The 26,263-nt window shown below is 50.0% G+C and carries 26 protein-coding genes and 3 other annotated features; of the genes, 4 read left to right on the forward strand and 22 right to left on the reverse strand.

What is annotated here, in order from left to right; genetic code table 11:
- Positions 1-54 precede the first annotated feature (54 nt).
- The 6 genes from ABJ225_RS10685 to zapA all read right to left on the reverse strand — a co-directional run bounded on the left by ABJ225_RS10685 (position 55) and on the right by zapA (position 7,491).
- Positions 55-1,752 carry an AMP-binding protein gene (locus tag ABJ225_RS10685; RefSeq protein WP_481900618.1) on the reverse strand — a complete coding sequence of 566 codons (1,698 nt, stop codon included), beginning with the start codon at positions 1,750-1,752 and terminating at the stop codon, positions 55-57.
- Between the two features lie 290 nt (positions 1,753-2,042).
- Positions 2,043-2,450: a DUF350 domain-containing protein gene (locus ABJ225_RS10690; RefSeq protein WP_056534996.1), complete on the reverse strand. Its 408-nt coding sequence runs from the start codon at positions 2,448-2,450 to the stop codon at positions 2,043-2,045.
- Positions 2,451-2,474: 24 nt separating this feature from the next.
- Positions 2,475-4,829, reverse strand: coding sequence for an endonuclease MutS2 (locus tag ABJ225_RS10695; RefSeq protein WP_347320099.1), 2,355 nt, complete (start codon positions 4,827-4,829; stop codon positions 2,475-2,477).
- 15 nt (positions 4,830-4,844) lie between these two features.
- Positions 4,845-6,578 (reverse strand): DNA polymerase/3'-5' exonuclease PolX, encoded by a 1,734-nt coding sequence (gene polX / locus ABJ225_RS10700; RefSeq protein ID WP_481900619.1) that lies wholly within the window; start codon positions 6,576-6,578, stop codon positions 4,845-4,847.
- Between the two features lie 105 nt (positions 6,579-6,683).
- Entirely contained in the window at positions 6,684-7,223 is a 540-nt protein-coding gene (locus tag ABJ225_RS10705; protein ID WP_053426387.1) for a CvpA family protein, read from the reverse strand.
- Between the two features lie 7 nt (positions 7,224-7,230).
- On the reverse strand, positions 7,231-7,491 hold the full coding sequence (gene zapA, locus ABJ225_RS10710) for a cell division protein ZapA (RefSeq protein ID WP_048006300.1): 261 nt from the start codon (positions 7,489-7,491) through the stop codon (positions 7,231-7,233).
- 128 nt (positions 7,492-7,619) lie between these two features.
- Between zapA and rnhC the strand changes: the two genes are divergently transcribed.
- Complete coding sequence (rnhC, locus tag ABJ225_RS10715; protein ID WP_347320102.1) at positions 7,620-8,543, forward strand: ribonuclease HIII; 924 nt, start codon at positions 7,620-7,622, stop codon at positions 8,541-8,543.
- A 539-nt stretch (positions 8,544-9,082) separates the two neighbouring features.
- Here rnhC and ABJ225_RS10720 read toward each other — a convergent pair.
- The 4 genes from ABJ225_RS10720 to ABJ225_RS10735 form a co-directional block, all read right to left on the reverse strand.
- Positions 9,083-9,310 (reverse strand): hypothetical protein, encoded by a 228-nt coding sequence (locus tag ABJ225_RS10720; protein WP_347320104.1) that lies wholly within the window; start codon positions 9,308-9,310, stop codon positions 9,083-9,085.
- Between the two features lie 152 nt (positions 9,311-9,462).
- Positions 9,463-11,874 (reverse strand): phenylalanine--tRNA ligase subunit beta, encoded by a 2,412-nt coding sequence (pheT, locus tag ABJ225_RS10725; RefSeq protein ID WP_347320106.1) that lies wholly within the window; start codon positions 11,872-11,874, stop codon positions 9,463-9,465.
- 45 nt (positions 11,875-11,919) lie between these two features.
- Complete coding sequence (gene pheS, locus ABJ225_RS10730) at positions 11,920-12,957, reverse strand: phenylalanine--tRNA ligase subunit alpha (RefSeq protein ID WP_048006304.1); 1,038 nt, start codon at positions 12,955-12,957, stop codon at positions 11,920-11,922.
- 74 nt (positions 12,958-13,031) lie between these two features.
- Positions 13,032-13,264 (reverse strand) — a binding site (T-box leader).
- 37 nt (positions 13,265-13,301) lie between these two features.
- Positions 13,302-14,069 carry a TrmH family RNA methyltransferase gene (locus ABJ225_RS10735; protein WP_347320108.1) on the reverse strand — a complete coding sequence of 256 codons (768 nt, stop codon included), beginning with the start codon at positions 14,067-14,069 and terminating at the stop codon, positions 13,302-13,304.
- Positions 14,070-14,192: 123 nt separating this feature from the next.
- On the opposite strand from ABJ225_RS10735, the gene sspI reads away from it, so the two are divergent.
- Both sspI and ABJ225_RS10745 read left to right on the forward strand, forming a co-directional pair.
- On the forward strand, positions 14,193-14,408 hold the full coding sequence (gene sspI, locus ABJ225_RS10740) for a small acid-soluble spore protein SspI (RefSeq protein ID WP_053426380.1): 216 nt from the start codon (positions 14,193-14,195) through the stop codon (positions 14,406-14,408).
- A gap of 129 nt (positions 14,409-14,537) precedes the next feature.
- Positions 14,538-15,086: a cysteine hydrolase family protein gene (locus tag ABJ225_RS10745; RefSeq protein WP_056534984.1), complete on the forward strand. Its 549-nt coding sequence runs from the start codon at positions 14,538-14,540 to the stop codon at positions 15,084-15,086.
- A 44-nt stretch (positions 15,087-15,130) separates the two neighbouring features.
- Here the strand turns inward: ABJ225_RS10745 and ABJ225_RS10750 are convergent, their stop codons facing one another.
- Positions 15,131-16,216 carry a M42 family metallopeptidase gene (locus tag ABJ225_RS10750; RefSeq protein WP_056534982.1) on the reverse strand — a complete coding sequence of 362 codons (1,086 nt, stop codon included), beginning with the start codon at positions 16,214-16,216 and terminating at the stop codon, positions 15,131-15,133.
- A 68-nt stretch (positions 16,217-16,284) separates the two neighbouring features.
- Positions 16,285-16,770, reverse strand: coding sequence for a dUTP diphosphatase (locus ABJ225_RS10755; RefSeq protein ID WP_056534980.1), 486 nt, complete (start codon positions 16,768-16,770; stop codon positions 16,285-16,287).
- 129 nt (positions 16,771-16,899) lie between these two features.
- Between ABJ225_RS10755 and ABJ225_RS10760 the strand changes: the two genes are divergently transcribed.
- The gene (locus tag ABJ225_RS10760; RefSeq protein WP_347320111.1) at positions 16,900-17,289 is read left to right on the forward strand and encodes a sigma-w pathway protein ysdB; all 390 of its coding nucleotides are present in this window, start codon (positions 16,900-16,902) and stop codon (positions 17,287-17,289) included.
- Positions 17,290-17,327: 38 nt separating this feature from the next.
- On the opposite strand, the gene ABJ225_RS10765 is transcribed toward ABJ225_RS10760, so the two are convergent.
- The 10 genes from ABJ225_RS10765 to nrdR all read right to left on the reverse strand — a co-directional run bounded on the left by ABJ225_RS10765 (position 17,328) and on the right by nrdR (position 26,197).
- Positions 17,328-17,897, reverse strand: coding sequence for a TVP38/TMEM64 family protein (locus ABJ225_RS10765; protein ID WP_079516599.1), 570 nt, complete (start codon positions 17,895-17,897; stop codon positions 17,328-17,330).
- A gap of 78 nt (positions 17,898-17,975) precedes the next feature.
- Positions 17,976-18,248 (reverse strand): DUF1294 domain-containing protein, encoded by a 273-nt coding sequence (locus ABJ225_RS10770; protein ID WP_056534974.1) that lies wholly within the window; start codon positions 18,246-18,248, stop codon positions 17,976-17,978.
- Positions 18,249-18,310: 62 nt separating this feature from the next.
- Positions 18,311-18,670 (reverse strand): 50S ribosomal protein L20, encoded by a 360-nt coding sequence (gene rplT, locus ABJ225_RS10775; RefSeq protein ID WP_048006313.1) that lies wholly within the window; start codon positions 18,668-18,670, stop codon positions 18,311-18,313.
- 30 nt (positions 18,671-18,700) lie between these two features.
- The gene (rpmI, locus tag ABJ225_RS10780) at positions 18,701-18,901 is read right to left on the reverse strand and encodes a 50S ribosomal protein L35 (protein WP_032087387.1); all 201 of its coding nucleotides are present in this window, start codon (positions 18,899-18,901) and stop codon (positions 18,701-18,703) included.
- A gap of 22 nt (positions 18,902-18,923) precedes the next feature.
- Complete coding sequence (infC, locus tag ABJ225_RS10785) at positions 18,924-19,427, reverse strand: translation initiation factor IF-3 (RefSeq protein WP_053426373.1); 504 nt, start codon at positions 19,425-19,427, stop codon at positions 18,924-18,926.
- An 81-nt stretch (positions 19,428-19,508) separates the two neighbouring features.
- Positions 19,509-19,641 (reverse strand) — a sequence feature (ribosomal protein L20 leader region).
- A 159-nt stretch (positions 19,642-19,800) separates the two neighbouring features.
- On the reverse strand, positions 19,801-21,735 hold the full coding sequence (gene thrS, locus ABJ225_RS10790) for a threonine--tRNA ligase (RefSeq protein ID WP_056534972.1): 1,935 nt from the start codon (positions 21,733-21,735) through the stop codon (positions 19,801-19,803).
- Positions 21,736-21,818: 83 nt separating this feature from the next.
- Positions 21,819-22,051 (reverse strand) — a binding site (T-box leader).
- A gap of 67 nt (positions 22,052-22,118) precedes the next feature.
- Positions 22,119-22,967: a sporulation protein YtxC gene (gene ytxC / locus ABJ225_RS10795; protein ID WP_056534970.1), complete on the reverse strand. Its 849-nt coding sequence runs from the start codon at positions 22,965-22,967 to the stop codon at positions 22,119-22,121.
- A 389-nt stretch (positions 22,968-23,356) separates the two neighbouring features.
- A complete protein-coding gene (dnaI, locus tag ABJ225_RS10800; RefSeq protein ID WP_056534968.1) occupies positions 23,357-24,283 on the reverse strand; it encodes a primosomal protein DnaI in 927 nt (308 codons plus the stop codon).
- 9 nt (positions 24,284-24,292) lie between these two features.
- On the reverse strand, positions 24,293-25,675 hold the full coding sequence (locus ABJ225_RS10805) for a replication initiation and membrane attachment family protein (RefSeq protein WP_056538355.1): 1,383 nt from the start codon (positions 25,673-25,675) through the stop codon (positions 24,293-24,295).
- 66 nt (positions 25,676-25,741) lie between these two features.
- A complete protein-coding gene (nrdR, locus tag ABJ225_RS10810; RefSeq protein WP_347320116.1) occupies positions 25,742-26,197 on the reverse strand; it encodes a transcriptional regulator NrdR in 456 nt (151 codons plus the stop codon).
- Positions 26,198-26,263 lie beyond the last annotated feature (66 nt).

A 26,263-nucleotide genomic window follows, 5' to 3' on the forward strand; every position in this document is an offset into this window, starting at 1 on the left:
AACAGCCTGTACCATCCGCCAACAAAAAAGAAGGAAGGATTCTCCTTCAATAGTTTAACTTAATTTCTCCTCTTCTTCCAGCTTGACGCGTTCTTCTTCCACCAGCGCCCTGCGGAGGATCTTTCCGACAGCTGTTTTCGGCAGCTCTTTCCTGAATTCATAAATCCTCGGGACCTTATATGCGGCAAGATATTTCCTCGCATACACGTTGAGCTCTTCTTCTGTCAGGGACGCGCCTTCCTTGAGGACCACATATGCTTTTACGGTTTCGCCCCGATAGGCATCTGGCACTCCGGCTGCGACGACCTCCTGGATGGCAGGGTGTTCGTACAGGACTTCTTCGATTTCCCGCGGGTAAATATTGAAGCCCCCGGCAATGATCATATCCTTCTTGCGATCCACTACGAAAAAGTATCCGCGATCATCCATGTAGCCGACGTCTCCCGTAAGGAGCCAACCATCCTTCAGAGTCTGCTCGGTTTCTTCAGGTCGATTCCAGTATCCTTTCATCACCTGCGGACCCTTCACAGCGATCTCACCGATTTCATTCGGCGGCAGCGGTTCCCCTGTTTCCATGGACAAGATGACACTGTCGGTATTCGGCCAAGGGACGCCGATGCTCCCCTTCACCCTCTCTTTATCCCACAGGAAGTTGGAGTGCGTGACCGGCGATGACTCCGTCAAGCCATATCCTTCGACCAGCTTTCCTCCTGTTATCGCTTCGAACTGCTGCTGCACCTCGACGGGGAGCGATGCACTTCCGCTGATGCATGAATCGATGGAGGAGAGATCGTACTTCTTGAGATCCGGATGATTCAACAATCCGATATAGATTGTCGGAGCTCCGGGAAACAGGGTCGGCTTCTGCTTTTGGATCGTCTTGAGGGTCGTGGTGGCATCGAATTTCGGGAGGAGGATGAGGGTATACCCCTGCATGATGGATAGCACCATGACGGCTGTCATCCCATAGACATGGAAGAATGGGAGGATGCCCAGGACCCGTTCTTCACCCTTCCGGCACTTATAAAGCCAGATATCGCACATGGACGCATTGGCCACCAGATTTTGATGGGTGAGCATGACCCCTTTCGGGAACCCCGTCGTCCCTCCCGTATACTGAAGGAGAGCAAGGTCTTCTGCAAAATCAAACTCCTCCGGTTCTGCAAGTCCTCCTGCGCTTCTCTTCATGATATCCGTATAGAGATGGATGGTTTCCGACGGCTCCACTTTCACGACGATGCCGTACTGTTTCTTTTGGATGAATGGATAAATCAGGTTTTTTGGGAAGGGGAGACAATCCTTGATAGCGGTTACAATTATATGTTCAAGCTTGGTTTCCTTCATCACCTTCGTAACCCGCGGATAAAGGATATCCAGGGTGAGCATCACCTTGGCACCCGAATCCTTCATCTGATACTCGATCTCCCGCTCCATATAAAGTGGATTCGTCTGCACGACGACTCCTCCAGCATAGAGGATGCCGTAGTAGGCAACGACCGACTGCGGCGTGTTGGGGAGCATGATGGCCACACGGTCTCCTTTTTCGATCCCGAGCCCCTGCAGATAAGAGCCGAATTTGAGTGCCGCTTCGTGCACCTCACTATAGCTCAATTCCTTGCCCATGAAATGGATCGCCGTTTTCCCACCATATTTCTCCGCCGCATCAGTCAGATAGCTCTGAAGCGGTTTCTCCACCAGCGAAAACTCCCTTGGAATCTGCTCGGGGTATTCAGCGAGCCAGGGTTTGTTCATACTGATCCCTCCTATCTAATTGTTTGAAAATTTTTTCTATTCCCATTATAAAACATCAGGACTTCAGATACAATTTGTATTCGATTCCCAGTCCTTCTTTTAGCCTATGGTCATCCTCCCTTGTCAGGAGTCATCCCATATAAAAAAGACTGTCACCACTACTGTATGACAGTCTTCCTTTCAATATTAAGGCGGTCAAGCAAAGAAAACCATATAAATGATTCCCACCACGATGAATCCTCCGCAAAGGACCAATAATACTTTCGCCAGTTTCTCCATATTCCCTCTCCTTATGAAATTCCTGCGCCGATGACATAGGATAGTCCGACGGAAATGACGAGGGAAATGAATCCTACAGCGCGGTTATCATTGGCTATCTCTTCGTCGATCTTGAATCTAGGTGTCAGGAACTCAAAGATGAAGTACCCGATCAGCAGGAGGGAAAAGCCGTAGACACCCCATCCGATCGTCGTGATGATCGTATCATTATGATCAATGGAATGACTGAAGATATTGGCGATCCCGAAGATCTTCCCTCCGGTAGCCATGCCCACGGCAAGATTCCCCTTCTTGATTTCTTCCCAGTTCTTATACTTCGTGACAAGTTCAAAGACCGCCAGGAAAAGAACAAGGCAGAGGATGACGACGCTGTAGTTCGCAGCGGTCTTCACCAACACATTCTCCCAGATTTTCTCCACTAGGAATCCCCCTTCTCTCCTCTACTACTTGAATTCGATGACCGTTACCCCGGTGCCGCCTTCACTGGCATCACCGAATCGGGCCTTCTTGACGGCACGATGATTCTTCAGGTATTCCTGGACGCCCTGCCGAAGGGCACCGGTGCCCTTCCCATGGATGATGGAAACCCTCGGATAGCCCGCAAGGAGAGCATCATCGATGTATTTATCGACTCGGGCCAAAGCATTTTCATAGCGTTCGCCCCTGAGGTCGAGTTCAAGATTCACATGGAAGTCCTTGCCTTTCACCGTGGAAAGAGGCTTGGTTTCCACCTTCTGCTGGGATTGGATGAATTCAAGATCGGATTCCTTCACTTTCATCTTCATGATCCCCATCTGAACCTGCCATTCTTTATTGGATACCTTCTCAACGAGATGGCCTTTTTGATCGAAGCTTAGGACTTTCACTTCATCTCCCGGTTGCAATGTGCGTTCCGTCGATTGTTTTTTCGGTTTCGACGATTGTGGGAGGTTCGGGGCTGCTTCCTCGAGATGTTTTTTCGCCTGGATGAGCTGGTGCTCCTTGATCCCGGACGAGCTTTCCTTCTGCATCCTTCTCAGGTCGCGGATCACTTCCTCCGCTTCCGCTTTCGCTTTGTCGACGACTTCGGATGCTTTTTTCTGGGCTTTCTCATAGAGGGAGTCCTTCTTCTCGTAGTACTCCATCATCTGTTTCTGCATGTCTTTGTGCATCTTCTCTGCTTGTCTCAAGAGCTCATGCGCTTCTTCAAGCTCGCGCTCACCCTGCCTGCGATTGTCCTCGAGGGAAGCAATCATGTTCTCGACTTCCTTGCTGTCGGTCCCGATATGGGATTTCGCACGCGTGATGACCCGTTGGGATAACCCCAGGCGCTCGGAGATCTCGAATGCATTACTCCGTCCCGGTACCCCGATCAAGAGTCGGTAGGTCGGACTCAGTGTTTCCACATCGAACTCGACGCTTGCATTCACGACGCCTTCACGGTTATAGCCATATGCCTTCAGTTCCGGATAATGGGTCGTTGCGACCACTCTCGCTCCGGTGGCATGGACTTCATCAAGGATCGAGATGGCCAGCGCCGCCCCTTCCTGCGGATCGGTCCCCGCCCCGAGCTCATCAAAGAGGACAAGGCTGTCGAAATCGACTTTATCGAGGATCCCGACGATGTTCACCATATGGGAGGAGAACGTACTCAAGCTCTGTTCGATGGACTGCTCATCCCCGATATCGGCATACACGGTCTTGAAGACCCCTACCTCGGAACCATCCAGCGCCGGTATCGGAAGGCCGGCCTGTGCCATGAGGGTCGTCAAACCGAGTGTTTTCAAGGTGACGGTTTTCCCCCCTGTATTCGGACCGGTGATGACAATAGCCGAGAAATCATCCCCGAGCTCGATGTCGTTGGCCACAGCGTCATCCATTGGCAACAGTGGGTGGCGGGCTTTATTCAGCCTGACCCGCTTATCCTGATTGACGATTGGTTTCGTCCCCTTGATGGAACGGCCGAACTTCGCTTTTGTGAACATGAAGTCCACATCCGTGAGGACCGAAACGATGTAGAAGAGCTCACTTGAGAATTCATGCACCTTCTCTGTCATGGCCAGGAGGATCTTTTCGATTTCGGTCTGCTCTTTCAATTTCAATTCCCTGAGCTGGTTATTGAGCTGCACGATGGCTTCGGGCTCGATGAAAAGGGTCTGACCAGAGGAACTCTGATCGTGGATGATGCCGCCATAATGGCCGCGATATTCCTGTTTCACCGGGATGACGTAGCGATCGTTCCGGATGGTGATGATGGCATCCGACAGCATCTTCTGGGCATTGGAGGAACGGATCATCCGCTCAAGCTTCTCCCTGATCCTTCCTTCATTTGCTCTGAGCTGGGTGCGGATGTTCCGTAGGGAATCACTGGCAGAATCGAGTATGCCTCCGTTTTCGTCCACCACCTGACGGATTTCCTGCTCAAGGTGTGGAAGCGGCGTGACGGATTCCATCTTCTCCTGCAGGAGCGGGATTTCCACTTCCTCTTCCTTCAGTTCTTCAACGAAGCGCGTCAGCTTACGGCTTGCACGAATTGTGCTCGCCACCTGCACAAGTTCGGCGGGAGAGAGCATGCCACCGATCTGGGCACGCTTCACATGGGGCCTGATATCGAAGATCCCTCCGAGTGGGGCGTGCCCCTTGAGGCGGAGGATCGTCATGGCTTCATCCGTTTCTTCATGGAGGGCCAGGATTTCGTTATAGTCGACGGATGGTGTGAGGGAGGTCACCTTGGCAAGGCCCAGTGCAGATGCCGCATATTCTTTCAGTAGTTCTTTGATCTTATCAAACTCTAATGTTTTCAGTACTTTGGAATTCACGATACTCCACCTTTATCATTTGTTTCGTTTCAGGAACTTCATGAGTTCGTCTGTATCTTTCGTATTGAGGACCGAATTGGTTTTGATCCATCCTTTTCGCGCAGTCGAGACGCCGATCTCCATGAACTCAAGGTGGTCATGGCTGTGTGCGTCCGTATTGATGACCAGGGGAACACCGCGTTCCTGGGCTTTTCGCACGTGTTCTGCAGATAGATCGAGCCTGTTCGGGTTCGCATTGAGCTCCAGTGCGGTTCCGGTTTCTGCCGCGAGATCGATCAGAGCATCCATGTCGACGGCATATCCTTCCCTTCTGCCGATGATCCTGCCCGTAGGATGGGCGATGAAGTCCACATGGGGATTCTCCAGTGCCGTTTTCAATCGGTCCATGATTTTGTCTTGTGACTGCGAGAAGCTCGAATGGATCGATGCGATGACCACGTCAAGCTGACTGAGGACGTCGTCGTCATAATCGAGCGTCCCGTCAGGCAGGATGTCCATCTCGATACCCGCAAGCACCTCGATATCATCATAGCGCTTATTGATTTCTTTAATTTCTTGAATCTGTTTCAGCAATCGTTCTTTGCTCAGGCCATTGGCTACCCTCAGGTATTGGGAATGGTCCGTGATGGCCATATAGGCATACCCTTTTGCCCGGCAGGCTTCCACCATCTCTTCAATGGAGTAAGCGCCGTCGGACCAGGTGGTATGCATATGAAGGTCTCCTTTGATGGCTTCAAGGGAAATCAATGGGTAGTCTTTCGTGAACCCTTCCACCTCGCGGCCGTCTTCCCTGAGTTCAGGCGGGATGAAAGGGAGACCGAAGTGATCGTAGAACTCTTCTTCCGTTTCAAACGTCGTCACTTCACCCGTTTCAGCGTTCTCCACCCCGTATTCGCTGATCTTCTCTCCACGCTCTTTCGCAAGCTGTCGCATCCGGACGTTGTGATCTTTCGAACCCGTGAAATGATGGAGGGCTGTGGCGAATTCCTGCGGTTCGACAATCCTGAAATCGACGCTCACATCCCAGCTGTACCGGAGCGTCAATGATACTTTTGTGTCTCCCGCTGCAATGGTCTCCACGATACCGGGGAACTTCAGAAGGGCTTCCTTCACCTGTGACGGCTCATCAGTGGAGAGGATGAAATCAAGATCCTTGATGGTTTCGCGTCCCCTCCGCAGGCTGCCGGCACGGGAGTAGGTCCTGATGCTGTCCATATTGCCTAGGAAGGCTTCGATCTCGACTGCCACTCCTTCCATGAAACCGATGGGAAGGCGGTCCGGCCGCTTGCCAACCTGCTCGATGGCGGCGATGATCTTCTCTTCCGTCTTCTTCCCGAAACCGGCCAGGGCCTGGACTTTCTCGTTACGGCATGCTTCTTCCAGGTCTTCAATTCCTTCCACGCCAAGCTCGCTGTACAGCTTCGCAATCTTCTTCCCACCTAGTCCGGGAAGTTGAAGAAGGGGAACGAGTCCGGCAGGAACCTGTTCCTCCAACTCTTCCAATACCGATGAATAGCCCTCTTCCACGTATTCTTGGATGACCCCTGCCGTCCCTTTTCCTATTCCACTGATTTTTGTAAAATCATCTATTTCACTTAAACTGCGATCATCATTTTCAAGAGCTGCAGCTGCTTTGCGATAAGCCGAGATTTTGAATGAGTTCTCGCCTTTCAACTCCATATAGATGGCAATCTCTTCTAATAGTTTAATGATATCTTTTTTATTCACGTCAATCACCTTCTCCATCATGAAAATGGTTTCTCCACTCTCTATAGTAGCAAACTCCGCATCAAAAGAAAAAGACTGAATCCGGAACAGCATCGAATGCTTCGGTTCCTGGACCCAGTCCTGTTATCAAGCTGATTTCCCCATCCACCATGATTGAATCATATCGGAGAAGATCGGGGTGTTTTTGACCATGCCCTGTCCAAGGAAGGATCCTTGAATGGCCGACTGCACGGAATCCATTGGCAGGAGGGCCCCGATGAACAGCAGGATGAGCAGGATCAAATACGTTTCCGCAAATCCCAGCACTCCCCCGCCCAGTTTGTTCACCTGCTTCAAGATTGGAAGGTGGGCGACAAAATCAAGCATGGAGCCGATAATCTGAAGGATGATCCTCACTGCAATGAAAATGATGGTGAATGCGATCACCCGGTAGTAGGCGTCTTCCATATTCCCCGCCTGGAAGATCATCTTCAATGCCATCTGGTCGTCAAGATTCGGATAAGGAATCCACAAAGTCAGCTTGGGAGCAAGCTGATCATAATACAAATATGCTACAATGAATGAAGCGATGAAACCGAATATATGTATCACCTGCAGGATGAATCCCCGTTTCAAACCGATGAGGAATCCAAAAAGCAGGAGTACGAGCAGTATGATATCCAACATAGTTACTTCAATCCTTTAATTGTTTGATTTGCCGTTCGAGGTCTTCGTACTTCTCTTGAAGTTTGATATAATCGTTCACGGCGTTCACGGCTGTCAGGACAGCAAGTCTTCCCGTGTCGAGATACGGGTTCGCAGAGTTGATTTCTCTCATTTTGTCATCCACTTTGGAGCAGACGAAGCGGATCGTATCAGGCGCCTCTGTCCCGACGATCGTATAGTGCTGACCATATATATCCACGGTAATGCGATTTTTTTCTGCTTCAGACAATCCGAAAGACCCCCGTTCACTTAAAAATTCTACACACTATCATACCATGTACCTGTTGAGAATGGTAGAACATTGTCATATGAACTCATATCCATCGTACCATACTTGTAAAGAAGGAGAGATCCGTTTTGGCCAATACCGTCATTCAAACGACATCTGATCAGATACATAAAATGAAAGAACACTATTCTTCCGTCCTCACAGGCAAGGTGCCACCCGGTGCAGTATTCTCTGCCAAGCCTGCAGGATGCACCGTCACGGCCTATAAATCGGGAAAAGTCCTCTTCCAGGGGGCCCGGGGCGAAGAGGAAGCATCCCGCTGGGGAACGAAGGTTGCTCCTAAAGTAAAGAAGATCGACAAAAAGACCACCACCCTTCCCGAAGACTTTGCTTCGTGGTCGGTGATCGGATCGGATGAAGTCGGGACCGGGGATTTCTTCGGACCGATCACGGTTGTCAGCGCCTATGTAAAACGGGAGCATCTCGAACTCGTGAAGGAACTTGGTGTCCAGGACTCCAAAAACTTGACGGACGAGACGATCAAGCGCATCGCCAAGGACCTGATCCAGACGATTCCTTACAGTCTCCTCATCCTTCATAACCCGAAATACAATGAGCTCCAGGAAAGCGGGATGACCCAAGGGAAGATCAAAGCCCTGCTTCACAATAAAGCGATCCTGAATCTGATGGACAAAATCTCCCCCGAACAGCCGGAAGGGATCCTGATCGATCAGTTTGTGGAAAAAAATACGTACTACAAACATATTGCTTCACAGAAAAAGATCCAGCGGGACCGGGTTTACTTCAGTACGAAGGGTGAAGGCATGCATCTGTCCGTTGCGGCGGCATCGATCATAGCCCGCTATGCGTTCCTGAAGGAGATGGACAAGCTGAGTGAAAAGGCCGGCGTGACGATCCCTAAGGGTGCCGGAAGCGCCGTTGATATCGCTGCGGCCAAGATCATCAAGCGCAGGGGCGTTGACTCCCTGAAGAATATGACGAAGTGGCATTTTGCCAATAGTGATAAGGCAATCAAGATTTCGAAGAAGTAGAGGGAGGTGTCATCCTTTTGGGATGGCATCTTTTTTTGTTTTGAATAGGGTCCGTTCCTCTCCGCTCCAGGTAGCCGCTTTCCATGGGGCGTGCGGTGAGCCGCTTCGGCAGGCCTGCAGGGTCTCACCCTGCCCGCTTTTCCCGTTGGAGTCGTCTACCTTCCGCTTCACTGGACTTTGTACAAAGAATGGAGAGGGGCGGATTCGAAACTTGGAATCGCCATCTTGTTCTTACATTGGATAGAAGCTGGAGACTAGGTCGTTCGTTCCTCTGCGGTCGGCCGCTTTCCACGGGGCTTGCAGTGAGCTGCTTCGGCTTATCCCCTGAGTCTCACCCTGCCCGTTTTTTCCGTTGGAGTCGTCTGCCTTCCGCTCCGGGGGACTCTGCGATTTTCGGATAGAAATAGTTCGTTATACGCAATTTAAAATGCTTCTGTATCATGATGTATTTTCACAAGATGCTCTTCGGAAGGAAAGTGGCCCATATAATATGACTTACATTCGTAATGATCTCTTGAGCTCTTTTACTTACTCGATCTTCAGGAAAAAAATCTTTTTTGCCCTGCTATGATGAGCACAGGAGAGGTAAAGTGCTTCATTTCTTTCTTGGTTGTCAGTTTGGGTAGATAGATATCATTATCGCCAATTATGTCTTTATCCACTTCCTGCATACTGACATGAGGCAGCCTTCCCATGATTCTATTAAGATGTTTTGCAGATGAAGGGATTTGATGGAGGACAAAGGGCAGGAGGATTTCTTTCATCATCCTGAGGGGTCTCTCGACTGTTCCTGTAAGAAAAACGAGAGGATTAATAGTGAATCGCTCCGCAAAGGGATCATGCATGATCATGATGAGAGATAAGTCTAGTGGAAAAGCCAAAAAAAGATGCCGGAACCACTCCCGGCATCTTTCTTAATTTATCCCCTAAGTTCCGCTCCGGCTTTCGCTTTTACGGCGTCAAGGACTTTGTTATGGACTTTCACGACTTCTTCATCGGTCAGGGTTTTGGCCGGGTCGAAGTATTTGAGGGAGAAGGCCAGGGATTTCTTGCCTGGTTCCATATGCTCTCCTTCGTAAAGGTCGAAGACGGAGACTTCTTTGAGAAGTTTTCCTCCTGCTTCTTTGATGATGGCTTGAACGTCTCCCGCTTTCACATCCTGTGTGACGACGAGGGCGATATCCCTTGTGATCGATGGGTGACGCGGGATCGGTGAGTAGCCGAGAGGTGCTTTATCATATCCGAATACCGGTGCGGCCTTCAGTTCGAATACGTAGGTTGCGTCGAGATCAAGGTCTTTTTCCACTTCCGGATGGGTGGCACCGACGAAACCGATGACTTCATCGTTCAAGAGGATTTCCGCTGTCCGTCCTGGGTGTAATCCATCGATGACGGCTTGACGGTAGCTGATGGCATCAGATACGCCAAGGTTCTCGAACATTCCTTCGAGGATCCCTTTTGCCACGTAGAAGTCAACAGGCTTCTTCTCACCCTGCCAAAGATGCGAATGCCACAGACCGGCAAGGGCCCCTGCAATGTGCTCCTCTTCCCGTGGAAGTTCTTCCCCTTCGTTCAGGAACACGGCTCCGACTTCATAGAACGCGAGGCTGTCGTTTTGACGGGCCTTATTGTACGAAATGACTTCAAGAAGCTGCGGGACGATGCTCAGGCGCAGGTTGCTCCGTTCTTCACTCATCGGCATGAGGAGGCGGACCGGCTCTTTCACATCAAGTGCGTATTGAGTCGCTTTCTTGTCGTTCGTCAGGGAGTAAGTGATCGCCTGAAGGAGACCTGCTCCTTCCAGGTAGCGGCGGACAGCGCGACGTTTCGCCTGATATGGGCTTAAACCTCCTGCTGTGGATGCCCCTTGAGGAAGGGTCATCGGGATGTGGTCATAGCCGTAGAGGCGTGCCACTTCTTCCAATAGATCTTCCTGAATCGTGATGTCGCCTCTTCTTGTCGGAGCCGTCACGTGGAAGGTATCACCGCTTACTTTAACAGGGAATCCGAGACGTCGGAAGATGCTTTCCACTTCCTCAGCGGTGATGGCTGTTCCGAGTGAAGCGTTGATCTTCTCAAGGGTGATGGATACGCGGGCCGGTTGGACGGTCATTTCATCAAAGAGGACCGTGCCTTCGAGGACTTCTCCTCCGGCATACTCAGCCATGAGCTCGGCGGCACGTTCTCCCGCTTTCAGGACGCGCTCGGGATCGACGCCTTTTTCATAACGTGTGCTCGCTTCACTGCGGAGCCCGTGATGCTTGGAAGCCCCCCTCACAATGGCGCCTGTGAAATACGCTGCTTCCAATAGGACGGTGGTGGTGTCCTGCTGGACTTCAGAGTCTGCTCCGCCCATGACGCCGGCGAGGGCGACTGGTGCCTTGCCATTCGTGATGACAAGTTGATCATCAGACAGTGTGCGCTCCGTATCATCGAGTGTCACGATCTTCTCGCCATTATGCGCACGGCGGACGACGACTTCTTTTGATCCGAATCGGTCATAGTCGAAGGCATGAAGTGGCTGACCGTACTCAAGGAGTACGTAGTTCGTGATGTCGACGACATTATTATGCGGTCGGATGCCCGCTGCCATGAGGGCGTGCTGCATCCATGCTGGTGATGGGCCGATCTTCACGTTCTTGATGATCATTGCTCCGTACAGTGGATTGTCATCTTTCGCTTCCACGCGGACAGACACGTAGTCTGACGCTTTCTCGCCGGATTCGCTCACGGATGGTTCCGGAAGCAACACATCCCGGTCGAGGATCGCCGCCACTTCGTAGGCAACACCCAGCATGCTCAAGCAATCCGAGCGGTTCGGGGTGAGTCCGAGTTCAAGGATGGAATCATCCAAGCTCAAGCGCTCCACTGCATCGGCTCCGACTTCTTCGTTTTCAGGGAATACATAGATCCCGTCAGCATGCTCTTTCGGCACAAGCTTGCTTTCGACGCCGAGCTCTTGAAGGGAACAGATCATCCCTTGGGAAACCTCTCCGCGGAGCTTCGCTTTCTTGATCTTGAAATTGCCGGGAAGGACTGCCCCTACCTTGGCTACGGCCACTTTCTGTCCTTTGGCGACATTCGGTGCCCCGCAAATGATCTGAACGGGTTCTTCTTCTCCGACATCCACGGTGCAGATATTCAGTTTATCCGCATCGGGATGCTGTTCGCATGTAAGGACATGGCCGACGACGACACCCTTGATGCCGTCCCCGATCCGCTCCACTCCTTCTACCTCGATCCCGCTGCGGGTGATCTTTTCGGCAAGTTCTTCTGGTGTGACACCTGACAGGTCCACGTAGTTTTCCAGCCATTTATATGAAACGTACATTCTTGTACCTCCTATCGATTTGTCCGGTGCGTCATACGCCCCCGTTTATTCCTTCTCGCTGAACTGTTTGAGGAAACGCGTATCGTTCGTGTAATAGTGACGGATATCATCGATTCCGTACTTCAGCATGGCAATCCGTTCAGGTCCCATCCCGAAGGCGAACCCTGAGTACTTGCTTGAATCGAATCCGGCCATTTCCAGTACGTTCGGATGGACCATTCCGGCACCGAGGATCTCGATCCAGCCGGTCCCTTTACATACGCGACATCCTTCACCGCCGCAGATCTTACAGCTGATATCCATTTCGACGGAAGGCTCCGTGAATGGGAAGAAGCTTGGACGGAGTCGGATTTCCCGGTCTTCCCCGAACATCTTCTTGGCAAATACATTCAACGTTCCTTTAAGGTCACTCATGCGGATGTGTTCATCGACGACAAGCCCTTCGATCTGTGTGAACTGATGGGAATGGGTCGCATCATCGGTGTCGCGGCGATACACTTTCCCAGGGCAGATGATCTTGATCGGTCCTTTTCCATCTGCCATCTCCATCGTCCTTGCCTGTACAGGGGACGTATGGGTGCGGAGGAGCGTTTCTTCCGAGATATAGAATGAATCCTGCATATCCCGGGCCGGGTGTCCTTTCGGCAGGTTAAGCGCTTCGAAGTTGTAGTAGTCCTTCTCCACTTCGGGACCTTCGGCAATCGTATAGCCCATACCGATGAACAGATCTTCGATTTCCTCGACGATCATGGTAAGGGGATGGTGATTCCCGCTTTTCACAGGGCGTCCTGGGAGGGTCACGTCGATTGTTTCCGATTGGAGCTTCTTCTCCACTGCTTCCTTCTCAAGGATGGCCTGCTTCGCTTCGATGGTCTCGGTGATGGCTCCGCGGACCTCATTGGCGAGGGCACCCATTTTCGGACGCTCTTCTGCAGAGAGTTTCCCCATGCCTTTCAGCGCTTCTGTCACGGGGCCTTTTTTGCCGAGATAGGCAACGCGCACATCATTCAGCGCTTTTAAATCCTGTGCTTCATTTACTTTTTCGATTGCTTCCTGTTGAAGGGATCGTAATGTTTCCTCCATGGAACATCCTCCTTTTTATCTTGCGGTCTCAGTGGACCGGTCCTTTTTTGACCAAATAAAAAAACCCCATCCCGGAAAGGGACGAGGTTTGATCGCGGTACCACCCTTATAAGCAGGCAGCGTTCGCCCACTCACTTCATTCGGATAACGGCATATGCCGGTACATCATTACATTGCCTGGGCAATGGTCCCGATGCCAACTCGAGAGGTGAAATTTCACAGCTGTCCTTCATAAGAGTGCTTTCAGTCGAGGCACTCTCTCCCTGGAGGAATTCCAGATGCTACTTTCCTCTTTCAACGTTTTTCGTATATGAGAACTATTATAGTGAATTATCGGGGAGAATTCAAACCCTTTTCGGTGTCTTCTGATTAAAATGATACATGAGGATGCCTGCAGCAATGGCCACATTCAATGATTCACTCTGCCCGTAAATCGGGATGTAGAGATTTTGATCCGTCATCTTCAGTGTATGGGAGGACATTCCGTTTCCTTCGTTCCCCATGATAAGGGCGTAGGATGCAGCAGGCTCGACGCCTGTGTATTCCACCCCGTTCTCAAGGGCCGTGCCATAAACCGGGATCCCACGCTCCTGCAGCTCCGGGATCAGCTCTTCAAGATCCATCCGCACGATCGGCAGGTGGAAATGACTGCCCTGGGCAGAGCGAAGGACTTTTTGGTTATAAGGATCCACCGTCCCCTTCCCGAGGACGACCATGTCGATCCCTGCCGCATCAGCCGTCCGGATGATGGTCCCAATATTACCGGGATCCTGGAGCCCGTCCAGGAGAAGGAAGGTACTCGCTTCGACTATATCTTCCTCCCGTTCCTGCTGCCGACAGATGGCAAAGATCCCTTGGGTGGTCTCCGTATCGGCGAGAAGGCTTCCGACCTCAGCTGATACGGTGGTGATGGATTCGGCCTCAAAGGTCCTAGGCACCTCCACTCCTTCCACGACGATCAGTTCCTGCACGACACCATCCTGCTTCAACGCTTCCTCTACAAGATGGAATCCTTCGATGATATAGGTACGGGTGAGATCCCGTTCTTTTTTGGTCAACAGCTTCTTCCATTGTTTCACGATGGGGTTTTTTGAGGATTGAATATACTTCAATCGTATCCGCTCCTTCAACGTTCTATTCAAATATCCATTATACCTCAACTTCCATACATAATATACGGGATTTGAGAGACGATAACAATGAATTCCTCATCAACCATAAAGGAGCTGGGCATAATGAGCTTGAACTTACGCAAAGCGATCATACACAATGTGCAGGGCAATTCACAGGATGAACTGAGAGATACCATCGTAGACGCCATTCAGGGAGGCGAAGAGAAGACGCTCCCGGGACTGGGTGTACTCCTCGAGGTTTTCTGGCAGAACGCTGATCCGAACGAACAGAAGATGGTCCTTGAAAAGCTTGAGAATTCCCTTCAACAGCCTCATTAAAACGAATGGCGCGCCTTCATGCAGAAGGCGCGTTTTTCATTTCACTCCAAAAGCCCCATCCCGTGGACGTTTGAGTGAAATCGTGAGTGGTAAAGAAAGGCTAAAAGCTTCGAAAGGGGAAGGAACCAAATGGGTAAAGATAACAGAGCACTCCTCGTGATCGATATGATCAATACGTTCGACTTCGACGGAGGGGAAAACCTGCTTGACCATACCCTTGACGTCGTCGATCCGATCCGGGATCTGAAGAAAAAGGCGAAAGATGCGGGTATCCCCATCATCTATGTCAACGATAATTATGGTCTATGGCAGGACAATATGAACGATATCATCGAGCACTGCAAAAAAGGGAAGGGTAGAGAAGTCATCGAGCGGCTTCACCCCGACACAGATGATTACTTCATCATCAAGCCGAAGCATTCCTGTTTCTTCGGGACACAGCTTGAAATCCTCCTTCACCAGCTGGATATCCAGCACTTGATCCTGACGGGGATCGCGGGGGATATCTGCGTCCTGTATACGGCGAATGATGCATATATGAGAGAATATGAGCTTTCCATCCCGACCGACTGTGTCGCTTCAGAGACGACTGAAGATAATGATAATGCCTTCCGGATCATCACCAAGACGATCGGGGCAGATCTGACCGACTCCCACAAGGTCGATTTCAATCACTGATCATTAGCATGCAAAAAGAGGCGCCCGCTGGCGCCTCTTTTTGATCAATCATACGTAATTTTATCGACGGTTTCACGGTCGAGCTTCTTGATGACCTCCGTGATGAGTTTCACCGCATTTTCGTAGTCATCACGATGAAGCATGGCAGCATGACTGTGGATGTAGCGGGTGGCGATGGTGATGGACAGGGCCGGTACCCCGTTCGCCGTCAGATGGATCGAACCTGAATCGGTCCCTCCCCCGGCGATGCTATCGTATTGATACGGGATGCCCAGTTCGTCTGCCGTTCTGGTGACGGCATCACGCAGGCCTTTATGGGAAACCATGGACGCATCATATAGGATGATCTGTGGGCCATCTCCCATTTTACTTGATGCTTCCTTATCGGAGATTCCCGGTGTATCACCGGCGATCCCGACATCCACACCAAAGGCGATGTCCGGCTGGATTTTCGCAGCAGATGTGCGGGCACCGCGGAGTCCGACTTCCTCTTGGACCGTTCCGACACCGTACACGATATTCGGATGATCGGCATCCTTAAGGTTTTTCAGTACATCGATGGCAATCGCACAGCCGATGCGGTTATCCCATGCTTTTGCAAGGAGCATCTTTTCATTGTTCATCACCGTGAACTCGAAGTATGGAACCACCATATCTCCCGGTTTGACTCCCCATTCCGCTGCTTCTTCGCGGCTGGAAGCACCGATATCGATGAACATATCCTTGATGTCAACCGGCTTCTTACGCGCTTCAGGAGGAAGGATATGAGGTGGCTTTGAACCGATCACACCCGTGATTTCCCCGCTATCGGTCACGATGGTCACCCGCTGGGCAAGCATTACCTGGGACCACCAGCCTCCGACGGTTTGAAAACGCAGGAAGCCCCTGCCGTCGATCTGGGTCACCATGAAGCCTACTTCGTCCAGATGACCGGCCACCATGATCTTCGGACCGTTCTCCAAACCGGTCTTCTTCGCAATCAGGCTTCCCAGGTTATCCGTAGTGATTTCATCGGCAAATGGCTCTATGTATGTTTTCATCACGTTCCGCACTTCGCGTTCATTTCCCGGTACTCCCTTGGCATCGGTCAAATCCTTGAGCATCGTCAACGTTTCGTCAAGTTTCGTCATTGTTTCGCCCCCCTAAATAATAGTCACCTTTATTATACTTGAAAGCTTCAGATTCATCAAAATATTCATTAATACCCTTCTTGCTGACGCTGATAATTCACTTCATTCTTCTTCAGGTAGGATTTAAAGATGTCTTCCGACTTGAACCCGAGAACCCGTCCAAGCTGAAGAAACTGTTGGAAGAGTGCGAGAAGGTTCTCAATGGAGCGCTCCTCCGAGAATCGGTTCACTTCACTGTACACCTTGAGGAATTCCTCTGTCGGATCCCCCTCTTCCAGTACCTCGGGCTCATCGATGGAACGGATGCCGATGTCGATTCCAAGGGAGAGGATGAAGTGGATTCCGTCTACATACTCTTCCAAGATGACCTCTTGCTCGGAAGGGGCCTTCTTGCTCCAAAACTTGAAGCACCTCGTTTCATTCGCCAATTCCCCGAGTTCGACGAGGAGGGCCAGGATTTTTTTATCGACCAGGTCGGCGTCTTGAAGTCCGTGCTCGCTTTCAATGTGCCGATCCAGTTCATTCTGCATATTCAATAGTTGATTCCAATCCATTATGCTCACCTTTCCTTTCTACACTATCTAGTATGACAAATTTTCAGAGGAATTTTAAATAAAACGAAACCTTTTTTTTATCCATCCGTATGTACATGAAGAATCCATATGCCTACGGAGGTAATCTTCATGTTTTTACTGATCCGACTGGTCCTTTTATTCCTCATTATCTATCTTCTGTACCGCTGTGTGAAATATATCCTCAATCCGAAAAGAAAGCTTGAACTGGCAAAGGAACAGCGCAGGTTTTATTTCCTGGATGATCAGGAAAATGTGCACAAGAACTTTCATGTCACCTACAAAGGGGTCCTGTTCGAAGGGGAAAAGTATATGGGGTCTACCGACCATTCCTTCGATGTGGTCTCGATCTTCGTATGGGCGGAGAACATCGCGACCCTGAAAGGGCTGAACACGGAAGACTTCCACTACGTCCAGAATGAAATCAAGGAGCGGTATCCTGCCGCCAAGATCGACTGGAAGAGTCCCATACATGAACTCCTGAAGAAAAAAGAACGGTAGCACAGCAAAGGGGGCGTCCACCAGGACGGCCCCCTTTCTTATTTGCTCGGAAAGAATTCATTCCATGAAATGACCCGCACCTTTTCCCTGAGAAGATAAAACAGGACAGCCAGGGACAGGATGATCATGACGATGATCGGCGGGGAGAACGTGGTGATGTATTGACCGAATACCGTATAAAAGAATGCCAGGGGAATATTCGAGAGGAAAGCCGCCCTGAGGAACGGTTTGAATTCCCTATGACGCTCAAGGAGACACAGATTGAGGAGCTGATAGTGGACGAACGGGATCAGCTTCAACACCGCGATCTGACCGGTCGTCAATACGGCATTCCGGCCGAACCACTTTTCCTTCAGCTTCAGGAGCCTTTCGGCGAACGTCGGAACCCCTTTGATGACAAAGAAGAAAAGAACGGATAAGAGCGTCAAACCGATCAGGGAATAAATCGTCCCGAACACACTTCCGAACAATAGACCTCCCGCCATGCAGACCAGTGCGACAGGGATGAAGAGGAACTGCCTTAAGATGTGGAACAGAATGAACAGGAAAGGGGCGATAAAACCACTCGCTTCCATGACGGCAAATGCAGCGACTAAACGATCATCCATGATGCAAAACCCCCTACTATGCCTCTGATGATGTTCACGTGCTATTCTATCCTATGAGACGCCCCCTCCTGTCAGAACTCACAAGACAAACCAGATATAAAGTCCCCCATGCAGGATGACCAGCAATGGGAAGCCTAGCCTGAACGCAACATGCTTCGTCTTATGGCGATGGATGCGCATGCCGAAGTAACTGCCGACGCTCCCCCCTAGGATCGCCACCTGCCACAGCGTCCGTTCGCTGATCCGGTACTCCCCCCGCCTTGCCTTTTCTTTGTCGCGACCCATCAGGACGAAACCGGCGATATTGATCACGATGAGATACAGATTCAATGCGATGACCCATGTTTCCATGCAATCTCCCTTTCTCTCTATGCAAAAAGGACCGGCCACCGTGGGCCGATCCCTCAACAAGATTACTTGTTCAATTGTGCTTTTGCTGCGTCAGCCAATTGGTTGAACGCATTGATATCAGAAACCGCTAGCTCAGCAAGCATTTTACGGTTCACTTCGATACCAGCAAGCTTAAGTCCGTGCATCAAACGGCTGTAAGAAAGACCGTTCATACGTGCAGCTGCATTGATACGAGTGATCCAAAGCTTACGGAAGTCACGTTTTTTCTGGCGACGGTCACGATAAGCATACATGTATGATTTCATGACTTGTTGGTTTGCTACTTTATAAAGAGTATGTTTTGAACCGAAATAACCTTTGGCTAATTTAAGAACTTTTTTACGACGTCTGCGAGTTACTGTTCCGCCTTTTACGCGTGGCATAATAATTCCCTCCTATTTCTTACTTGCTTTTTATTTAAGGTTGTCAAGCATATGACGAATGCGTTTGAAATCTCCTTTAGAGACAACAGCAGCTTTACGTAGCTTACGTTTTGCTTTAGTAGATTTATTAGCGAATAAATGGCTTGTGTAAGCGTGAGAACGTTTAAGTTTACCAGAACCTGTTTTCTTGAAACGCTTAGCTGAGCCGCGGTGAGTTTTCATTTTTGGCATGTGCTTTTCCTCCTCGGGTCGATTATTTTTCGTTGACTGGTGCGAGCACCAAGAACATGCTGCGACCATCCATTTTAGGCTTTGATTCAACGGTTGCAACGTCTTTGCACTCATCGGAGAAACGATCGAGTACACGTTGGCCGATCTCTTTGTGCGTGATCGCACGGCCTTTAAATCGGATAGACGCTTTAACTTTGTCTCCTTTTTCAAGGAACTTACGAGCATTGCGAAGTTTCGTATTGAAATCATGGTCATCGATCGTCGGGCTCAGGCGAACCTCTTTCAGATTGATGATCTTTTGATTTTTACGGGCTTCTTTTTCTTTCTTCTGTTGTTCGAACTTAAACTTTCCGTAGTCCATGATACGGGCAACGGGTGGTTTTGCAGTTGGAGCAACGAGAACAAGATCAAGATTGACGCGTTCTGCGATTTCAAGGGCTTCGTTCTTGGTTTTGATTCCAAGCTGTTCACCATTCTGATCGATCAGACGCACTTCACGGGCACGAATCGTTTCGTTTAAGATCATGTCTTTGCTAATAACTAGCCACCTCCAAGGTAATTTAAAAGAATACGCGGTATCGGTTTGCAGCACCCGACCTTCATTTCAGAAACAAAAAAGATGCGAGTGTCGAAACACCCGCATCTGATTATAAAGCACATCGCTTAATTATCATGAAAGTTACCTGGTAACTGCAAAACGCGTCATTCAGGTGAGAAGCGGGATGCCTCTACTTGTACCAAACTGTATTCAATTCACCTTAGATACTATACCATAAGACAATACCAAAGTCAAACCGGTTTGTCACAACGTATTTCATGATAGCATTCATCTCGGTAGAGTGCAACCTTTTTTTGAGGTTTTCCCGAAAGATGCATGCTCACCGGCAAAAAGAAAGACGTTATCCGCGTTTCGCTTCGGATTTCACCATATCGGCAAAGGCATCGAAGGAAAGCGTCTCTGACTTCTGTTCACCATACTTGCGGACATTGACGGCTTTTTCTTTGATTTCGTTATCCCCGACAACAAGCATGTATGGCACCTTGCTCATCTGGGCTTCACGGATCTTGTAGCCGATTTTTTCATTCCGGTCATCAATATCGACACGGAGGCCTTCAGCCTGCAATTTTTCCTGTACTTCTTTGGCATAGTCGAAATGCACATCCGGCGATACCGGGATGACCTGTACCTGAGTCGGTGCGAGCCATGTCGGGAATGCCCCTTTGTACTCTTCGATGAGGAAGGCCACAAAGCGTTCCATTGTCGAGACGACACCGCGGTGGATAACGACCGGACGATGTTGCTTCCCGTCTTCCCCCACATAAGTGAGATCGAAACGTTCCGGAAGAAGGAAGTCCAACTGGACAGTGGAAAGGGTCTCTTCTTTGCCGAGGGCAGTCTTCACTTGAACGTCAAGCTTCGGTCCGTAGAAAGCCGCTTCCCCTTCTGCTTCGAAATAGTCGATTTCCAGCTCATCCATGGCTTCTTTCAGCATGCCTTGAGCCTTGTTCCACATCTCGTCGTCATCGAAGTATTTCTCTTTGTCTTCCGGATCGCGGTAAGACAGGCGGAAGGAATACTCGTTGATATCGAAGTCTTTATATACTTCCTGTACAAGATGGACCACACGCTTGAATTCATCCTTTATCTGATCCGGGCGGACGAAGATATGGGCATCATTCAACGTCATGCCACGTACACGCTGGAGGCCAGAGAGGGCACCGGACATTTCATAGCGGTGCATGAGACCCAATTCCGCGATACGGATCGGCAACTCCCGGTAGCTGTGGATGCTATTTTTATAAATCATCATATGATGTGGGCAGTTCATCGGACGGAGAACAAGATCTTCGTTGTCCATCTCCATGATCGGGAACATATCTTCCTGGTAGTGATCCCAGTGACCGCTTGTTTTGTAAAGCTCGACGCTTGCGAGTGCCGGAGTATACACGTGGTTGTAGCCCAGGCGCTCCTCTTTATCCACGATATAACGTTCGACGATGCGGCGGACGGTTGCCCCTTTCGGAAGCCACATCGGCAGACCCTGACCGACCTTTTGGGACGTCATGAACAGATCCAGTTCCTTCCCGATTTTACGGTGATCGCGTTCCTTCGCTTCTTCAAGCAGGCGGAGATGCTCTTCCAGGTCTTCTTTCTTGAAGAAAGCTGTACCATAGATCCGCTGCAGCATTTTGTTGTCGCTGTTTCCGCGCCAGTAGGCACCTGCGATGCTGAGGAGTTTGAACTCCTTGATCTTGTTGGTCGACGGGATGTGGATCCCGCGGCAAAGGTCGAAGAATTCGCCTTGTTCGTAGATGGATACCTGCTCCCCTTCAGGGATGGCTTCAAGAAGCTCGAGCTTATATTCATCGCCGACTTCCTCATAAATGCGCTGGGCTTCATCACGGCTTACCTCTTTACGGATGACCTCGAGGTTTTCACCGGTGATCTTTTTCATTTCCTTTTCGATCAAAGGAAGATCTTCAGGTGTGAAGGTATGCTCGGAATCGACATCATAGTAGAATCCACCTTCGATGACCGGTCCGATGCCGAGTTTCGTTTCGGGATACAGGCGTTTGATCGCCTGAGCCATCAAGTGGGCTGTACTGTGGCGCAGGATTTCCAGGGCGTCTTCACCTGGTGGAGTGATGATTTCGATGCTTCCATCGCTTTCAATTCCTGTCCGGAGATCAATCAGATTCCCATTCACTTTCCCTGCCAATGCCTTTTTCTTCAGACCTGGTGAGATCGAGGCTGCGATTTCCTCTGTTGTTGTCCCTTTTGGGAACTCCTTCACATTCCCATCAGGGAACTGCATTTTCACTACTTCTGACATAGCATATCACTCCTTTTATGATTCATCATTGGCCAAGAATCGGCCGAATAAAAAACAAAAAACCCCGTCTCTCCGTAAATATACGAAGGGACGAGGTTGCACTCGCGGTTCCACCCAACTTTTCATCCCCATCACGGGAATGACTTCATTGTCTTGATAACGACGTTTCGCCGTCGATGACTACTGGGGATATCCCCGTTCGCAATCGAAGTTCAGAGGTGGTCAATTCATCCTTGCTGATAGGAAGCTTGCAGCCATTCGGCTTCCCTCTCTGTAATCCCGTCCGGAAGATTGTTGTCCTCATCATAACCTGTTTGTATGCACTTAGTATGTAGGTATTATAATCGGTTATGTCCGGAAAAGCAAGAGGGCGCCATCCTATCTTATTCGTTGGCAAGATCCAGGGGGATGCACGGATCGGGGAAGTAGCTGACCGGAAGGATATCCAGTCTGTCTTCAAATATATTTCTCAGGGTGGTGACGATTTTCTCCTCTTCCGTTCCATATACAAAAATGCTTTTCGGTGCAAGCGACAGCAACGGAGCGATGGTGGAGGAATCTACATACAGGGGGTGCTGAAAGAACAATCGTTTATCGATGGCGTTCATCAGCTCTTCCTTCGTCACTTCCGTATAGTGGCCATCGAAAAAACGGAAGCCTGTCCTCGAAGGATACAAGTGGATGGTATCGGTCCTCTCTCCCCTGATGGCGAGATACTCCCTCAGCATCTGGATGAACACTTGATATTCCTGCTCCATCTTGTACTCATCAATGGCAAGTCCGAGCATCTCCCTCCATTTATCATGGAGGTTCTTCAACCTGAATGTCGCAAAGGAATCGAACGTGACAGGTGCCGGATGGCAGAGGAGGTTCTGAACTTCTCCCAACACGAGCCCACTCTCATCCCAGTCGGTCAAGAATTCCGTCAGTTCCGGTCGTTCCCCGCTCCTCATTTCTGAAATGATGGCGCAGATCTGGTCCACTTCCTCCGGATCATTGTAATAATAATCCGCTTTAAGGGTCTCTTCCGTCCACCCCTTCCACATCTCGTTGATGATGAAGGTCGTCAGGCTTGTTCCAAGACTGATTCTATCACGGTCGGTCTTCACTTCTATCGAAATTGCATAGTGGCTGCATCTTTGAATCTGCGTTTCCTTTATCCAGGATGGTGCGCACAGATGCTTCTGACATCGCAGTGCATCAGCCTTTCGTCTGAAAATCAATTCTACCAATCGATCCCGCCTCCTTAAAGCCATTTCCCTGCTTTATGTATATGGAGGGCCTGGCCAATTTAGAAGTGGGGGGCGAATAAATTTACAGGACGCGTCCGGGTCGGGCACGTTTTCGGGACCCTGCAAAGGAGGTCTGGACAACACGAAAAGGGATTATTTCATGACGAAGGCAATCCATGTAGGTTCTTACTGCTTCTCATCGTTCCCTTGCGAGATGGGTTATCCGTGATCGTACTCGGCCTGCATGCTGCTCTTTCCTCAGGAGTCTTCCGATCAAACGCAGGTACCTATGGAATCATTGGACAAATGAAAAACCCGAATCCAATTGCCTTATCACAGGCAATTGGATTCGGGTTTCGCTACACGTTTTCCCTAGCCACTCATGTATCCTATTCCCGTCTGTTACGTCCATCGATCAGAACGGGTGCGGCCAGGTATTTGATCCTTTCCATGATCCTCGCGGCTTTTAGTTTTTCCTCTTCCCCGCGCTGTGAATAGGTAAGGTGATGGGTCAACTCGCTATGATTGAAGTTGGAGGTGAAGAAGGTCGGCAGGTTTTCAAGCATCCTGTACTGCAGGATCGTACCGAGGATTTCATCCCGCCCCCAACTCGACATCGTTTCCGCCCCGATATCATCGAGCATGAGGATGGGCGCCGTTTTGACGGCATCCAGTTTTTCATTGGTTGTATGATCACCGAGGGACTGCTTGATCTCGCGGAAGAACTCCGGAACATAGACAATCATGGACGAGATCTTCTTCTCGGCGAGCTCGTTGGCAATCGCACCGAGGAGATACGACTTCCCGACACCGAACTTTCCGTAGAAATAAAGGCCCTTCATCTTCTTGCCTTCTTCGTAATCGCGTACGAAGGCCATGGCCTGACGGATTGCTTCCACCCTCCCCTTGGAGTCGGGCTCAAGTTCATCGAAGGAGGCATGAAGGATATCTTTCGGCACGTATAAACTTTTGATCAAACGCTGGGAGCTTGTCCGTTCGTCGTGCACGACTTTCCTCGGACAACGATGATACTCGATATCGATGACACGTCCCCTCACAACAAGATGGGGCTCATACCCTTCCATCATATTCTTGCATTCAGCCAGGGAAGGACATCCGCTGCATTCCTTACTCTGGGAGATGTATTCATATAATTTCATCAGATTCGCATCGATCACATCCCCAGGTACATCCTCCTTCCTGACGAAATCCTTCACATCGGGGTTCGCCAGGATCTCTTTTCTCATGGCGTCATACCGCTCTTGAAAAGAACCGGATGCAGCAAGCCTCTTGAGTGTATGGTTGATTCTTTCCATCTCCTTCACCTACTTCCGAAAATTCTTCAATTCTTCTTCTAGTTTTCTTTTTTCGGCTTCCAGGTCATAGGTTTCCCCGTTCTGACTTTTCGCCTCGACTTTCTCATCTTCCTGGAACCAATCAGGCAGTTTCTCCGTCCTGATCGGCTTCCTACGGGTGGTCCGCTTTTCATTTTTACCGGATGCCCACTCCATGTATTGCTTATGTTCATTCTTGGCAAGCTCCATCGCTTCTCCGGCAGTGGTCACTTTCTTCCTGGCCCAATGGGAAGCAATCTTCTCCATATACCCTTTCGTCAGCTTCATATCCGTCTTCAGCAGCACATACTGAATGAGGACATTGATGACGGGAAGGGGCAGTTTCTGCGTCATGACAATCTCTTCAACAACCTGAAGATCCGACTTCGATGCGGCACTTCCATTGGAGATATCAGCGAGGACATCCTTTGGCGATGTGCTTTCAAGATACTCCAGAAGCTCCTCCTCCCTCGTCAACGGTTTGGAGGCTTCTTTGTTCACTGGTTTCGCTTTCGGCGTCAGATCGGGCAGTTCATCGCCGGTTTGCAGCTGATACCAATCACGGGCGGATTTCCGCAATTGCTCTACATCAATCGCTTCATCTGAATCGAGGGAACCCAATAGGATGTTTTTCATCTGAAGGGGACCGATCCCGTATAGATAGCTGAGCTTCAGGATCGTCTCTTTCACGAGAGGGGTGAAAGCCCTTCTCGGCACCATGGATTCTGAAAGTCCGTTGAGCAACAGGCTGAAATCAAAGTCGATATCATCCATGGGAGGGCCATCGTTCTTCCCATAGCCGATATACGCCTTCGCTTCGTTCGTCAATGAGCCGTCATTGGCCTCATGGCGAAGGAAGTCGATGCTGTTCTCCGAGGAGAATACATCCTGAAACGATCGGGTGACATCTGTAAAGCTATCCGCTTCCATCCCGCGATCAGTGAACGATTCTTTCAGGCGCAGGTAGTGGGACCGTCCAATCTTCCTGAACAGATATACATTCAGCATTCCATCTGTGAAAAAATCATTGGGCAGCAGCGGGGGCTGAAGTTCATAAATGAAGCTCCGCTCGCCCTCCCCTTTCTTCGCGTACGTCTTAAGCAGGCCGATCCCCTCAAGCTTCATGCGCGCTTCGTGGATTTCCTGGAGATTCATGGACAGGATATTCATGAGATGATAATGGTTGGAAGGTGCCGACCATAGCCTGCTTTCTTCCACCTCTCCCCACAGGCTCATATACAGGCTGTAGGAAACGGGACCGATCAGGGGCTGATATAAGAATGTGATGATCTTCCTCTCAAATTCCTGCAGGAGCCCGTTGGTGCAGACCGTATAATGATCCACAGGCTGAATTTCATTCCAGTGATTCTTCATCATTGACCTCTACCTTTCGACACATAAGAGAAAAAGAGCCAAAGATGGACTCTTCAGCTCGGTCTTTCACTCTTTTTTGATCAGTTCTTTTAATTCATCTATGAACACATTGATATCCTTGAATTGTCTGTATACCGAAGCAAACCGGACGTAAGCGACTTCGTCGACCTGCGCCAGGCGATCCATGACCATCTCTCCCACTTTCACGGACTCGACCTCGGACACCCCCTGATTGCGGAGGTCCTTTTCGATATTCAGGGAAAGCTTCTCGAGCGTCTCCAATGGGACAGGACGTTTCTCGCATGCCTTAATAAGACCGCGGAGGATCTTTTCTCTGCTGAACTCTTCTCGCAGGCCTTCCTTCTTCACCACAATCAAAGGCAGTTCTTCCACCTTTTCGAACGTGGTGTACCGGAACCCGCACACTTCACATTCTCTTCTTCTCCTGATGGAACGCCCTTCATCAGCCGGACGCGAATCCACCACCCGGGTGCCGTTATTCTGGCAGGACGGACATTTCATACTATCAGCTCCGTTATGCTAAACTCATTTACACTTATGATATAGAAAAGTGGTGCTCACCACAAG

It is taken from the genome of Rossellomorea sp. RS05, assembly GCF_039822645.1.
Taxonomy (GTDB): Bacteria; Bacillota; Bacilli; order Bacillales; family Bacillaceae_B; genus Rossellomorea; species Rossellomorea marisflavi_B.